The organism is Gemmatimonadota bacterium (assembly GCA_041390125.1).
Classification (GTDB): Bacteria; Gemmatimonadota; Gemmatimonadetes; order Longimicrobiales; family Gaopeijiaceae; genus JAGQIF01.
On the sequence record JAWKQN010000009.1, the window covers coordinates 217,297 to 231,063 of the forward strand.

Sequence of the window (13,767 nt, forward strand, 5' to 3'; positions counted from 1 at the left end):
AAGGCGCTCGGTCACAGGCCGTGCAGGGCGCGGGTGAGGCTCTTCGCTGCGACCACCCGCGCGGGCGCGAGCCTCCGCGCGACCTCTGCGAACGGCACGCTGTCGATGAACAGCCCGTCGCCGTTGAGGGCTTCCGCCGGGCAGAGGATCACGTCCTCCGGCCGGGGATCGGAGGCGGCGTCCAGCAGATCCTGTCCCGCCATCAGCCCGGCGATGGTGACGGTCTCGCCGAAGAAGCGGTTGACGACGGCGTGCACCTCGACCGCCGCGCCCGTACGGGAGGCCAACGCGGCGCGTCGTGACTCGAAGAAGGGCGCCATCGAGGTGCCGGTGAAGATCCGGAGCCGCCGCCCGCGCAGCTCGGGCAGACGCGCGAGCCCTGCGTCGAGCTCGTCGACGAGGTGCCGCACCGCGCCCACGCCGTTCTCGATGAGCTCGAGGTCGTCGTAGTAGGCGCGCGCCGGGAGGGGCTGGCCGGCCGTGAGGAACATCTCGTCGGCTGCGTAGGCCCACCCCGTTCCCCGCTGCGCGTGGGCGCGGGCGCGGGCGCGTTCGACCTGCGCGACGGCCGTTGCGGCCTCGTCGGGCCGGAGGAGCCGCACCGGACGATCGAGGTTGTAGCGGGTGAGACCCACCGGCACCACGGAGAGCGTCCGCACCCGCGGCCCGAGGGCCCAGAGGTCCTCGATGGTGCGCTCGAGGTGGATGCCGTCGTTCCATTCCGGACACAGCACGACCTGCGTGTGCACTTCGAGCCCCGCCTCCGTCAGCGTCCGCAGCCGATCGAGGATCTCGCCCGCGCGCGCATTGACCAACAGACGCTCCCGCACGTCGGGCTCGGTGGCGTGCACGCTGACGTACAGCGGCGAGATGCGCTGATCCACCAGGCGCTGGAAGCCCTTGGGCCCCAGGTTGGTGAGCGTGACGTAGCTGCCGTACGTGAACGAGAGCCGGAAGTCGTCGTCACGCAGCCAGAGCGCGTCGCGCACCCCCGGCGGGTTCCCGTCGATGAAGCAGAAGACACACTTGTTCGCGCACTCCCGCACCGTGTCCGGTTGGGGCACGATGCCGAGCGGCTCCCCCGGCGAACGCTGGATCTCGTAGAGCTCCTCGTCCCCTTCGGGGGTGAGCGTCTCGATCTCCAGGTCGGTGTCGGCCAGCAGGAACGTCAGGTCGATCCCGTCACGGACCCGCTGGCCGTTGATACGCACGACCCGCGTGCCGATGCGCAGCTCGAGCGCCTCGGCGATGCTGCCGGCTTCGATCTGGGCGATGCGGACCACGGGCGGACGGCCTGGGCTCGGGGTGTGGGGCGCCTGCGACGGAGCCTTGAAAGTTAGCCGCGGGCGGGATCCTGCTCAACGATCTCCCATACGGGCCAACTCGGCCTCGGCGGCCACGTACCCGAACGCCGGCCACTGGGACCGTCCGGTCAGGATGCGCTCGAAGACGCTGCGGGCACGCGTCGCGTCCCCGTTGTAGAGGTACCAGTTCCCCACCCCGTAGGCCGCGGTGGTGCCGGTCAACGTGGCGTCCTCGCCCCCCGGCCCCAGGAGGTCCTCCGGCGTGCGACGGCCCTGGTACATCCGCAGCAGGTCCAGGTAGGCCGTGCTTTCGATGACGTCCGGGTTCTCGGGCAGGTCCGCCAGGACCTGGGCCGCCTCCTGCTCCCGACCGAGGCGCCGCAGCGTCATGTAGAGCCAGTGGGCCGTGGCCACCACCGAGTCGTCGTGCCGGGAGACCGCCATGCAGTTCCGGTAGGCCTCCAGCGCGGCCTCGAAATCGCCCTGGAGGTAGTGGGCCAGACCCAGGTGGTACCAGATGTTGAACTGCAGCGTGCTGGTGGGGATCCCGAGCGCGTTCGGTTGTCCGTCGGGCTCGACCTCGTCCTCCGTGCCGGCCACGACCTCGGCCGCCCGCGACAGGTCGGCAACCGCCTCGTCCAGCTCGCGGACCGTGATGTAGCGGTGTCCCCGGTGGCGGAGCAGGTGGGGCTCGTCCGGGAAGCGCTCCAGGGCCGCCGAGTAGGTGGCGATGGCCTGCCGGAAGTGGCCCGGGTAGGCCTGGCGCCGCCCCGCCCAGATCCAGGCGTCCAGGCTGGAGGAGTCGGCCGCCAGCGTGGCTTCGGCCTCCTCCAGCTGCTGCCGCCGTTCGGCCTCCACCTCCGCCGGGGCCTCGGGCCGGGAGAGCGGCTCGCCCAGGAGGGACGTGGCCTCGGTCTCCGCCGTGAGGGCCTGGTCCCGCTCCGCCGCCTCCTGCGGCGCGGCGTCGGGTGTCGCATCCGGACCGGCACAGGCGTTCCCCACCCACAGGAGGCTCACGAGGCTGAGGAAGGCCACGGTGCGACGATTCGGCATCGGTGTACTCCTGGGTGACGAGGCGATCACGGACGACACGTCCTTCAAGTATAGGACAAGGGATGATGATGAGGCGAAGGGGGTTCCGGGACGGCGGGGTGTGGCTGGCGGCAGCGCTCGTGCTCGGCGGGGGGATCGTGGCTTGTGACGAGGATCCGGTCGATGCGGACCTGGGTCTGGAGGGCGGCGTGCTCGCCACCTTCCGGGTGGGGACGGAGCAGTTCAAGGTGTGGACGGTGGACTCCGCGGCGGTGGCGTCGCTGCTGGCCCTGGAGAGCGGCACGTCGCTCGCGAACATCCCCAACGGGGCCATCAAGCAGGGTTCCGGCCTGGCGAGCCACAACGCGCCGTGGAGCTGGCACCTGGATCCGCAGGACATCCAGATGGCGGAGAACACCATCGAGGTGTGTGACGGCCAGCCCTCGTACGTGGAGGCGCATCTGGCCGACTTCCTCCAGATCGGGCGCTACTGCCCCTGGGGCGCCACCCTGGTGGACGTCGAGGACCTGCGTTGAGCCACGCGACCGGGGGCGGGCGGCCGCCCCCGGTCGTGTACCTGCCCTGCATCCGGCTCTGCCCTAGACCTCGCCCCGCCGCGCGAACCCGTCGAGATGCTCCGCCGCCCGGAACGCCAACGCCATGATGGTCATGGTCGGTTGGCCCCGGCCGGCCGACACCAGGCTGCTCCCGTCGCAGATGAACAGGTTGGGCACGTCGTGCGCGCGGTGGTAGCGGTCCACCACCGAGGTCCGAGGGTCGTCCCCCATGCGCGCCGTTCCGAGGAGATGGAAGCCGGCCGTCTGGGCCATCGCCGGCCGGTACCAGGTGCGCCGGGCGCCGGCCGCCTCCAGCAGCTCGACGGCCCGCTCCTGGAGGAAGCGGATCTGCGCCAGGTCGTCCGGGTGGTCCTGGTAGGTGACCCGGAGCGAGGGCAGACCGTACCGATCCTTCGCGGTCGGATCGAGGGTGATGTTGTTCGACTCGAGAGGCAGCGACGTCCCGTGGCAGAACACGTCCATCGTGCGCGGGAAGTAGTCGGCCAGCATGGCCTTGAACTCCGGGCCCCAACGCGGTGAGCCGTCCGGCAGACCGCCCAGCGCGTAGATCAGAGGACCGGGGCCGAAGCGACCGTCCAGCGCGCCGCCGCCGTAGAACCCCCGTGCCGGATCGGATGCGTAGAACGGATCCGTGACCAGCCGGGTCACGAGCGCGCCCTTGTATTCGTTCAACGGTTCGGGGAAGACGCCGGAGACCTGTCCGTTCCCGTTGAACATCAGGTACTTCCCCACCAGGCCGCTGGAGTTGGCCAGACCCTGCGGGAAGCGGCTGGATTCGGAGAGGAGCAGCAAACGCGCCGATTCGGCACCGTTGGCGGACAGCACCACGGCCCGCGCGCGCTGGCGTTGCTCACGACCATCGGCGTCGAAATACAGCACCTCGCGCACGCGGCCCGCGTCGTCCGTCACGATCCGGAAGACCGTGGACAGCGGCCGGATCTCGCAGCGGCCGGTCGCCTCGGCGAGCGGGATCATGGCGGCCAGCGTGGAGGACTTGGCGCCGAACTCGCAGCCATAGCCGATGCACCACCCGCAGTTCTGACAGGCGCCCCGTCCGTTGTGCGGCTGCGAGAGGATGGCCATGGGCGCCGGGTGCGCCGCCCATCCGAGCGCCCGAGCACCGCGCTCGAGCAGCACTCCGGAGCTCTTCACCGGCAGAGGCGGCATCGGATACGGGCGCGAGCGCGGAGGATCGTTGGGACCGGGGGCGCCCGAGACCCCGATGTCCCAATCCACCTTCGTGTAGTACGGCTCGAGCTCGTCGTACGTGAGCGGCCAGTCTGCGAAGCCCGTGCCCGCGATGGGGCCGAGCAACGAGCGCTCCTGGAAGTCCAGCGGACGGAAGCGCCAGAAGTTGGCGGTGAAATGGACGGACGACCCGCCGACACCGCGTGCGTAGACGGCCGGCGGGAAGATGTCGGGCGGAGGACCCGCCTCCACGTCCTCGGTGGCGCGGAAGGTGGCGCCGGCATCCTGCGCGCCCAGCAGCTCACCCTGCAACCATACGCCGTACTCGTCGTGCCGGAACTCGCTCGCGCGCCGGTACGGTCCCTGCTCCAGCACCACCACCCGGTGCCCGGCGCTCGACAGCTCCTTGGCGAGGATTCCTCCGGCGGAGCCGGCTCCGACGACGACGAAGTCGACCTCGTCGTCGTTGCCGTAGCGTACGCTCTCCTGGCGCGAACTCACGATGCGCCTCCGTTCGCCTCGGCGTCATAGAAGCCGTACGGGGGCGCGTAGGTGTCGGCGTGCTCCAGGCCGACCATCGCCCAGCCCACGTGATCGCGGTTGCCCCCCCAGTCGGGATGGCTGAACGTCCCGAGCAGCACCAGGAAATGGACGTAGCCGAAGAAGTCAGCGTTCTCGGCTTCCACCGCGCGAAGGACCTCGATGCGGGCTGCGGCCGGCAGCTCCGCCAGCTGGCCGCTGGGAGCGCCCGACGAACGCGCCCGCTCCCCCACGTCGGCGAGCCCGCTCCGGAAGAAGCCCAGGCTGTCGGCCTGCTCGGCGCCGAACGCGCGATCGATGAAGTGGGCCGCTCCCGCTTCCCGGGCGCCGGGTCCGTCGTCGGAAGGCAGGATGAGCGCGGCGATCTCTTCGAGCTGCGCCCCCTCCTGCGGTTCGAAGGTCGTGAACGCGTCCCCCCGGGCCGCCGCCCGCCCGGCCTCCTCCGCCATCGGTCCGCAGGCCGACAGGCCCAACAGCCACAGCGCGCTCAACCCTGCGCCGCTGGCCTCCATGAACCGACGCCGACTCCAGACGGGATCCACGACCATGCTCTCGCTCCCGGGGTGGGCGGAGGACGCCCGGCCGGTGGAGACGATCCTCCCGGCGTCTGTCGGGTACGTCCTGGAGTGGGCCTTCCCGGCCGATCTCGATCATCACCCCCCGCGCCACGACGACGCATGAGACGACTTCGGCCACGGATCCCCTCCCTCCGCAGAGTCCGAGCATACGCCGCGGCCCCGGCCGCTGTCGAGCGGGCGGCGGTCGCGGAGTCTGGCTCGCCCGGGGCTCCGGCGCTGGGCTCAACGGACACGGCCCCACGGACCCGGGGCGCATGGCGGACTCCCGTGGTCGGGCTCCTGCTCCTCCTCGCGGGCTGCGACGTCCCGGATCAGATCCAGGAGGTCTTCCGCGATCCGACGTCCCATGAGCGCTACGCGGCGTCCCTGGCCCAGGCCGGGCTGGACTCCACGGCCGCCGGCGGAGACTGGATCGGGGAGGGTCGGCGCGCGCTGGCCGCACCGCTCGCGGTCGACCTGCCCCACCGGGAAGACGGATACCTGGACCCGGTCACCCCGACCGCGCTCGGGTACCGCTTCCCACTCCGGCGGGGACAGCGGCTGCGGCTGGACCTGGTGAGGGACGAGGTGCGGCCCGGACGGCTCTTCGTCGATCTCTTCCGCATCCCTGGTGATTCCACGAGCGAGCTCTTCCACGAGTTGGATCTACCTCCCGATTCGTCCACCCTGGAGTTCGACGCTCCGCGCACGGGTGACTACCTGCTGCGCGTGCAGCCCGAGCTCCTGCGCGGTGGCGCGTTCGCGCTCGAGCTGCGCGTGCTCCCCACCCTCGCCTTCCCGGTCGAAGGCAGGGACCAGGGTGCGATCCTCAGCCGCTTCGGGGCCGAGCGCGATGGAGGCCGCCGTCAGCATCGCGGCGTGGATATCTTCGCGCCGCGCGGGACTCCGGTCCTCGCCGCCGAGGCGGGGCGGGTCACCCGCGTCGATACCACCAATCTGGGTGGGTACGTGGTCTGGATGACCGAAGAACGGGGTGGGCATCGCCTCTACTACGCGCACCTCGACCGCCAGCTCGTGACCGAAGGTCAGCGCGTGCGCCCCGGCGACACGTTGGGCCTCGTCGGCAACACCGGCAACGCCCGCACGACGCCACCGCACCTGCATTTCGGCGTATACCGCAGGGGTGAGGGCGCGCTGGATCCGTACTGGTTCGTGGAACCTCAACGCACGAACGTCACGCCCGCCGATTCCCTGGCGCGCTCGCTGGTGGGCGCCTGGGCGCGTGCGCGCGTGGACGACGTCGTCGTGCGAGGCTCTCCCTCCACCCGGGGCGAGACCATCGAGCGGGTGGAGCGCGGCGCCGCGCTGCAGGTCCTCGCGGCCAGCGAGACCTTCTACCGCGTGCGGATGCCGGACGGCCGCGAAGGCTACGCGCCCCAGCGCAGCCTGCAGCCCGCGACCGACGCGCTGGTGATGCTCGCTTCGGAGCCGGGGATCCCCATCCGGGTGCTTCCGTCGGACGAAGCACCCCTCCGACGGCGCGTCACGGACGGGGAGTCGCTGCCCGTTGTCGGGCTCTTCGAGCGCTACGGCCTGGTGCTGGACGAACGCGGCGCCGAGGGCTGGGTGCCCATGGCGGGCAGTTGATCGCGGCGCAGGATGGCCGCGACCCGTCGGGCCGCGGCAGCGCCTTCCCTCATCGGTCGCGAAGCGTCACCTCCCCGATTCGGGCCGTGGATCAGAAGGCCACGCCCAGGCTCACCAGGATCGAGTAGGTGCGGGCTTCGAGCTCGAACGGCCCCGGGTCCACGTCCAGGTCGGTCAGACCCCAGTCGTAGCGACCCTCGACGCCCAGCAGCCAGCGCCCGGTGCCGACATCGACACCGGCCCCGAACACCGCCGCATAGACGGTGCTGGCGGTGGCGACGTCGATCTCCTCCTCGTCGCAGTCGAACTCGTCGTCTTCACCGTCCACCGTGCCCGTCACCGTGCACACGGCCTCGAAGCCGATCGACGGACCCGCGAACACCCGCGGCCGCACGCGGCCCTCCTTCAGCAGGTGCACCTGGAGCAGGAGCGGCAGCGTCACGTACTCCAGCGCGACCGTCGCGTCGGTGGTGGCGTCGCGGGTCAGGAAGCCCTGCTGCTGATAGAGGAGGTTCGGACGGACCGAGATCCGGTCGTTCGCGCGGAACTCGAGGAAGAAGCCCGCGGCGCCGGCGTCCCGGCGCGACGTCGTGCCGAGCTCGGGGTCGTCCGTCCTCACGTCGCCGGCCGAGTAACCACCCAGGATGCCCACCGCCATGCGGGGCTGCTGGGCCGACAGGGGCGAAGTGCCCACCAGGAGCGCGATGAGCGCCCCCTTCCAGGTCGTCTTCATTGGCGCGCCTCCGTGCAGCATGGCGAACCGGTCATGACCGCCTCCGGCTGCAATCTCACACAGCGAGCGGCGCGGATCCGTCAGGATCGATTCGATGGCACGGTGGGAGAAGTCCCGGACCCGCGGTCGATCCTCGCAGCCCCAGGTCGAGCGATCTACGTGATGACAGGCCACCTAGCAGGATCCTGCTAGAGCGGACCCTGCCGGCTCCATCTGTTTATAACCTGACGAAGTGTTCCATCAACGAGGGGATGAACATGCATTCGCCCTATCGCAGACCCGAGCTTCGCCGCATCGGAACCCTGCGCGAGCTCACCCGTGTCGGAACGGGGCAGAACTTCGACGGCATGTCGGTCATCGGAGACCCCAACGGCGCGTGTGACCTGCCCTGCCCGGGCGGGAACGCTCGCAGCTGACCCTAGAAGGCTTCGGCGCCGATCGCCGAGCGTCCCCCGCGACATCGTCGGCTTGCATCGGTGCCCGCTGGAAACAGGCCCCCCGGATCCGCAGGATCCGGGGGGCTCCGTCGTTGGACGGAACAGAGGGTGCCCCGACGTTTCAGCGGAAACGTGGGGGCGGGGTGAAGCACCGCGGCCCCCCAACCGCCGAAGCCGTTGAGGGGCCGTGCTTTGCCTCAGAGCGGGAGACCGGGCTCGAACCGGCGACCCTCAGCTTGGGAAGCTGATGCTCTACCAACTGAGCTACTCCCGCGAGGACGCTGAATCTACCCCGCGGCGGCCGGGAATCAAGCGCCGGGCTCGGGGCCAGCAGCGCGACGCCCCCCAAAAGAAAACGAGGCCGGGCCCCCCGTGGGGACCCGGCCTCCGGACCGTCAGGGACGGCCCACCTTCAGATCACGGAGCCACCACCTCGTACCAGAAGCCCACGACCTCCTCGGTGGAGTCGAAGTCGATCGAGAAGTCCGTCGTCGACTCCGCGGCCGGGGCATTGACCGTCACGTCCTGCGTGCCGGCCTCCATCCCGTCCGCCGTCGTGAAGTGCACGCGCAGCGTCACCGGCGTGCCGGGGCTCAACGTGTTGTTCTGCACGGCGCCGTCGAGGCGGGCTCCCCCACCCTGCACCGGCTGGAACAGCGGATCGACCACCTCGAAGCTCAGGGCCTCCATCTGCTCCATCACTTCCATGGCCACCTCGGAGCTCTCCGTCTGCAACAGCCCCTGTGCCAGCAGGCGATACGCGTTGGAGTTCTGCGGATCCAGCTCGATGAGCTGGCGCGCCGCGGTGGGCAGGTTGTCGTACGACTCGGCCAGGAAGAGCGTCTGCGCCCAGTTGTAGGCGGCGTCCCGGCTCCTGGGATTCAGCTCGGACGAGCGGGCGAAGGCGCGCGCGGCCCGCTCGAAGGCGTCAATCTGGTACAGGCCGATGCCCACCACGAACATCTCGCGCGAGTTGAGGTTCGTGCGACCGAGCAGTCCGTCGTAGATGGCCATGGCGGAATCCGCCAGCATCGTCGAATCCGCCCCCGCTCCGCCCGCCTGCAGCATGAGGGCGTTGGCCAGCTGCGTGGCGGCGTTCACGCTCTCGGGGTTGACCTCGAGGTACGTCGCGTATGCGTCCGCCGCACGGTCGTAGTTCTCGTCCATCCGGTAGGCCTGCGCCATGTTGAGCGCGCAGATCTCCTCCCACTCGTCCCAGTCGGTTTGCGTCTCCGGCGTCTGCTCGCCGTATCCGGGACCCTGGACGATCTCGAGGCAGCCGGCGTACGCCTCGGCGGCCTTCCCGTTGTCTCCGAGCTGCGAAGCGAGCGAGCCCACCTGCAGGAGCGCTTCCGGCCGGTCGCGGTAGATCACACCCGCCTTCTCGAACTCGGTCAGCGCGGCCTGCGGATCGCCACCCTGCAACAGCCCGATCCCGGCGTTGTACGTCTCGACCCAGGCCCCCTCGCGGATGGACGGGGTCTCCAGGCTGTAGGCCGGGTAGAGCTCGACCGCGCGATCGAGCATGGTGTCGGCGGCCATGTAGTCGCCCAGGCCGATCATGGCCTGGCCGGCGAGGAAGTAGCCGAGCGGATTGCCGGGCTCGGTCTGGATGCTCGCCTGCGCGGCGGTCAGCGCGTCGCGATAGCGAGCCTCCGACTGCGGGCCCTCCTGTCCCTGTGCCTGCAGCAGCATGAGCTGCGCGTTCTGCGTGGAGCTGTTCTCGGACGGGCGCGTGCCCTCCTCCATCCCTTCGGTCGGGCTGGGCGTGGAGCCACCGCCACCGCCGGACGCGCACGCCGCGAGGGACGCCATGAAGGCCAGCGCGCCGAGCTTGAACCGGAACCTCATCCCCAGTGCCTCCTGTGTGCGTATCGTGGGACCGGCCCCCCTACGCATCGGGGCCCCGGGGCTTCGCGAGGAGGCACCGGACGGTCCGTGTCCATCGTTTGTCAGGGTACCCCGCCGACGATCGAACGGGGCCAAGCCGGGAAACCTAGAGGGCGGCCCGCCCCCGGGTCAAACCGGCGCGCAGCCCCGGACACCCTACCAGCCCGACGGACGTCAGGGTCCCCCCGGGCCTCACCGGGCCAGCCAGGTCAGCACCCGCGAGGCCAGCGCCCGACTCATCCCGGGCACGCGGGCGATCTCCTCCTCGGAGGCGTTCTTGAGGCCCCGGATCGAGCCGAAGCGCTCCAGCAGCGCCCGCTGGCGCCGCTCTCCGATCCCGGGGACGTCGCGGAGCTCGCTGGTCAGGGTGCGCCGCCTCCGGAGCTTGCGGTTGTAGGAGATCGCGAACCGGTGCGCCTCGTTCCGGATCCGCTGCAAGAGGTGGAGCGCCCGCTGGCGGGGGTCCAGGCGGACGGGCTCGGTCCGTCCCGGCAGGAAGACCTCCTCCTCGCGCTTGGCCAGGGCGGCCACCGGCAGGTCCCCGAACCCCATCTCCTCCAGGGCACGCCGCGCCGCGCCGAGCTGTCCCTTCCCGCCATCGATCAGGGCCAGGTCCGGCAGCGGCTGCTCCTCGTCCTGGCGGCGGCGGAACCAGCGCCGGACCGCCTCCTCCATCGACAGGAAGTCGTCGTTGCCCCACTCGCCGCGGATGCGCATGCGGCGGTAGTCCGATTTCTTGGGCGCCCCGTTCTCGAAGACGACGGCGCTGGCCACGGTGTCCGTCCCCTGCAGGTGCGAGATGTCGAAGCACACGATCAGCCGAGGGACCACCTTGAGCCCGAGCGCCGCCTGCAGGTCGTAGAGCGTCCGGTCGGCGCGATCGATGCCTTCCGTCGTCGCCGTCACCCGCTCCTCGAGCGAATGGCGCGCGTTCTCCCCGGCCAGCTCCACGAGGCGCCGCTTCTGTCCCCGCTCCGGCACCTTGAGCGCCACGTGCCGCCCGGCCGATCCTGCGAGCACGCCTGCGAGCACGTCCGCATCCTCGAAGTCCAGGGGCAGGAGCACGTCCCGCGGCAGATCCTGGAGCCCCACCTCACCACGCCCGAGGTAGTGGCGCGTCGCCAACGACTGCACCAGCTCCGGGTCGGTCTCTTCCGCCAGATCCTGGAAGCGCTGCACGTCGCGTCCGATGAGACGCCCTCTGCGCATGCGGAGCACCACTCCGGCGGCCACCGCGCCGTCGCGCGCCACGCCGAAGACGTCCACGTCTCCCCCACCCAGCGTGTCCACGCGTTGCTCGCGCGCCAGCGTGTCCAGACCCTGCAGCACGTCGCGGTGTCGGGCCGCCGTCTCGAAGTCGAGCCGCGCGGCCGCGTCCTTCATCCGCTGCTCCACCAGCCGGCGCACGCCTTCGGTGTCGCCTTCGAGCAGGCGCAGGATCTCGTCGATCATCACGCGGTAGTCGGCTTCGGTCTGCAGTCCTACGCACGGAGCCTGACAGCGTCCGATGTGATGATCCAGGCAGGGCCGGGACGGCGTCTCGCCCGGGAGGTCGTAGCGGCAGGAGCGCACCGTGTACTGGCGCTTGACCACCTCCAGCGCGCGACGCACGTACCCGACGGACGTGTACGGGCCGAAGTAGCGCGAGCCGTCGTTGACGGGACGGCGGGTCACGTAGACGCGAGGGAACGGCTCGTTCACCGTCACCTTGATGTACGGATAGCTCTTGTCGTCCCGAAGCTGGATGTTGAAACGCGGCCGGTGGGCCTTGATCAGGTTGGCTTCGAGGATGAGCGCTTCGGCCTCGGACCCCACGACGATGGTCTCGACGTCGCGTGCGCGCCGGACCAGCTCCACGGTCTTGAGCCCTTGCTGCAGATCCGGGCGCAGGTAGCTGCGCACACGGTTGCGCAGGGCCTTGGCCTTGCCCACGTACAGGACCTCGCCGTCCTCCCCTTTGAAGAGGTAGACGCCGGGCCCGGTGGGCAGCCGGGCGATGCGCTCCGGGTCGAGTCCGGGCGGGTTCTGCATTGCGGGTTGTGCGGGGTCTCAGGAGCGGAGCCGGGGACGCACACCGGTTCCGAGGAGGCGCGTGAGCGCCAGGTATCCTACACCGAACGCGCCCAGCGTTCCGAGCGCGACCAGGCGGACCGGAAGCCCATCCAGGACACGCTCGGCGCCGAGGCCGAGCGCCGCGGCCAGGGCCGCAGCCGCCCAGACGCGCGCCCCCTCCCCCACCCCCGGCCCGTGCGGCCCGATGCGGTCGCGGAGCCGACGGCGGAGCGTGCCGTACTCGAGCCAGGCCGCCACGGCCGACCCCAGACCCAGTCCGGCCGCCCCCAGGAAGCGCTCGCCCACCTGGATGCGGTCGAGCGGCACCATGAAGATCGCCCCGAACACCAGCGAGGTGACGATGCGCACGGCGGCGACCCGCGCCGGGGTCGCCGTGTCGCGCAGCCCGTAGAAGGCGTTGGCGAGCATGCGCGAGCTGGACGTGGCGAGCAGCCCCAGCGCGAAGGCGGCCAGCGTACCCCAGGTCACGAGCGTGTCGTCCAGGCTGAAGGCTCCGCTCTGGAAGAGCAGCACCAGCAGATGGCGCCCGAACAGGACGTATCCCACCACCGTCGGGACCACCCAGAACTGCACGCGAGCCAGACCGGAGCGGACGCGTCCGGCGATCAGGCCGGGGTCGGCGCGCTCGCGCGCGATCTCGGGCAGCTCGGCGGCCGCCACGGCCAATCCGAACAGCGAGATGGGGAGCACATGCAGGGTCTGGACGTAGCCCAGCACCGCGAGCGCGCCGGGTGCCAACAGCGACGCCAGGGTGACCTCGCGCAGCAGACCGCTCACGCTCTCGAGACCGCGGGCGCCGACGACCGGTACGAAGTTGCGCACGGCTTCGCGCACACCGGGCGCATGCGTGTCCAGGGAGGGCCGCACGCCCCCCAGCAGCCGCCACACGAGCGGGAGCTGCACGAGGAACTGCAGCAGCCCGCCGGCCAACGCCCCCCAGCCCATGGCCATGAGCAGCGGCTGTCCGCGCAACCCCAGACCGAGCGCCCCCGTGAGCAGCCCGGTCACGATCGCGGCGTTCCAGAGCACGGGGGCCGCGTAGGACAGCAGGAAGCGGCGATGGGAGTTCAGGACGCCGAGCGCCCAGGCCGACAAGACCAGGAAGCCCATCATCGGGAACAGGACGCGGATGAGTCCGACGGTGGCCGCCCGGCGCTCCCCGGTCATGCCCAGGGCCACCACGTCGACGATCCAGGGCGCCGCGAGGACGCCCAGCAGCGCCAGCGCACCCGCCACGGCCACCAGCAGCCCGAACACCGCGCCTGCCAGCCGGCGCGCATCCGCGCTCCGGCCCTGATGCTCGAGCTCGGCGTAGACGGGGATGAACGAGGCGCTCAGGCTGCCTTCGCCGAGCAGGTTCTGCAGGACGTTGGGCACCTTGAGCGCGGCGGTCCACGCGTCGGCGAAGCCGGTGGTGCCGAACCAGCGCGCGAAGACCATCTGACGCACGAGGCCCGACGCCCGGCTGAGAAGGATGCCGGCCGCCACCCAGGCGGCGGCCGCGCCGGTCCGGGAGGCCCGGGGTCGAGCTGGGCTCAGGAGGCGTCCTCGTCGTCGCCGGTGGGCAGGCGCTTTGGTGGCGGGCGCTCGGCCAGGAGCTTGTGCAGGAAGTCGCTCTCCTCGCTGAGGCGCTGCACCTCGGCGGAGAGCCGCTCCACCTCTCCCTCGAGCTGGAGCATCCGATCCGGGGCGGGCTCCTCCCCGGCACGCAGGGATCGTCCCTCCATGCGCGCGGCGAGGGCCTTGCCCAACGGCGAGTCGAGCACGACCGCGAGGATCGGGATGAGCACGAGCAACAGGACCGCCAACTGGACGAACATGGCTGGA

General features: G+C 71.0%; 13 protein-coding genes and 1 tRNA gene. 4 read left to right on the top strand and 10 right to left on the bottom strand.

Going from position 1 to position 13,767, the window contains the following annotated elements; translation table 11 throughout:
• Window positions 1–11 precede the first annotated feature (11 nt).
• Together R3E98_11510 and R3E98_11515 are read right to left on the bottom strand one after the other, a co-directional pair.
• The gene (locus tag R3E98_11510) at window positions 12–1,283 is read right to left on the bottom strand and encodes a DUF512 domain-containing protein (GenBank protein ID MEZ4424033.1); all 1,272 of its coding nucleotides are present in this window, start codon (window positions 1,281–1,283) and stop codon (window positions 12–14) included.
• Window positions 1,284–1,358: 75 nt separating this feature from the next.
• A complete protein-coding gene (locus R3E98_11515; GenBank protein MEZ4424034.1) occupies window positions 1,359–2,357 on the bottom strand; it encodes a tetratricopeptide repeat protein in 999 nt (332 codons plus the stop codon).
• A gap of 62 nt (window positions 2,358–2,419) precedes the next feature.
• On the opposite strand from R3E98_11515, the gene R3E98_11520 reads away from it, so the two are divergent.
• Complete coding sequence (locus R3E98_11520; GenBank protein ID MEZ4424035.1) at window positions 2,420–2,872, top strand: hypothetical protein; 453 nt, start codon at window positions 2,420–2,422, stop codon at window positions 2,870–2,872.
• A gap of 63 nt (window positions 2,873–2,935) precedes the next feature.
• On the opposite strand, the gene R3E98_11525 is transcribed toward R3E98_11520, so the two are convergent.
• A complete protein-coding gene (locus tag R3E98_11525) occupies window positions 2,936–4,603 on the bottom strand; it encodes a GMC family oxidoreductase (GenBank protein ID MEZ4424036.1) in 1,668 nt (555 codons plus the stop codon).
• Window positions 4,600–5,190, bottom strand: coding sequence for a gluconate 2-dehydrogenase subunit 3 family protein (locus R3E98_11530; protein ID MEZ4424037.1), 591 nt, complete (start codon window positions 5,188–5,190; stop codon window positions 4,600–4,602). Before R3E98_11530 ends, R3E98_11525 begins: the two co-directional genes overlap by 4 nt.
• Between R3E98_11530 and R3E98_11535 the strand changes: the two genes are divergently transcribed.
• Both R3E98_11535 and R3E98_11540 read left to right on the top strand, forming a co-directional pair.
• Entirely contained in the window at window positions 5,189–5,323 is a 135-nt protein-coding gene (locus R3E98_11535; protein ID MEZ4424038.1) for a hypothetical protein, read from the top strand. The two genes, R3E98_11530 and R3E98_11535, sit on opposite strands and share 2 nt — an antisense overlap.
• Window positions 5,324–5,487: 164 nt before the next feature.
• Window positions 5,488–6,807 carry a peptidoglycan DD-metalloendopeptidase family protein gene (locus tag R3E98_11540; protein ID MEZ4424039.1) on the top strand — a complete coding sequence of 440 codons (1,320 nt, stop codon included), beginning with the start codon at window positions 5,488–5,490 and terminating at the stop codon, window positions 6,805–6,807.
• 91 nt (window positions 6,808–6,898) lie between these two features.
• Here R3E98_11540 and R3E98_11545 read toward each other — a convergent pair whose 3' ends face one another.
• On the bottom strand, window positions 6,899–7,540 hold the full coding sequence (locus R3E98_11545; protein ID MEZ4424040.1) for a porin family protein: 642 nt from the start codon (window positions 7,538–7,540) through the stop codon (window positions 6,899–6,901).
• Window positions 7,541–7,791: 251 nt separating this feature from the next.
• On the opposite strand from R3E98_11545, the gene R3E98_11550 reads away from it, so the two are divergent.
• Window positions 7,792–7,956, top strand: a complete 165-nt coding sequence (locus tag R3E98_11550) for a lasso RiPP family leader peptide-containing protein (protein ID MEZ4424041.1) — start codon at window positions 7,792–7,794, stop codon at window positions 7,954–7,956.
• Window positions 7,957–8,178: 222 nt separating this feature from the next.
• On the opposite strand, the gene R3E98_11555 is transcribed toward R3E98_11550, so the two are convergent.
• From R3E98_11555 to R3E98_11575, 5 genes are all read right to left on the bottom strand, one after another.
• Window positions 8,179–8,251, bottom strand: a tRNA-Gly gene (locus R3E98_11555).
• Between the two features lie 143 nt (window positions 8,252–8,394).
• Entirely contained in the window at window positions 8,395–9,828 is a 1,434-nt protein-coding gene (locus R3E98_11560; protein ID MEZ4424042.1) for a tetratricopeptide repeat protein, read from the bottom strand.
• Window positions 9,829–10,059: 231 nt separating this feature from the next.
• A complete protein-coding gene (uvrC, locus tag R3E98_11565) occupies window positions 10,060–11,898 on the bottom strand; it encodes an excinuclease ABC subunit UvrC (protein ID MEZ4424043.1) in 1,839 nt (612 codons plus the stop codon).
• A gap of 18 nt (window positions 11,899–11,916) precedes the next feature.
• Window positions 11,917–13,428, bottom strand: a complete 1,512-nt coding sequence (gene murJ, locus R3E98_11570) for a murein biosynthesis integral membrane protein MurJ (GenBank protein MEZ4424044.1) — start codon at window positions 13,426–13,428, stop codon at window positions 11,917–11,919.
• Between the two features lie 47 nt (window positions 13,429–13,475).
• Window positions 13,476–13,760, bottom strand: coding sequence for a hypothetical protein (locus R3E98_11575; GenBank protein ID MEZ4424045.1), 285 nt, complete (start codon window positions 13,758–13,760; stop codon window positions 13,476–13,478).
• Window positions 13,761–13,767: the final 7 nt, after the last annotated feature.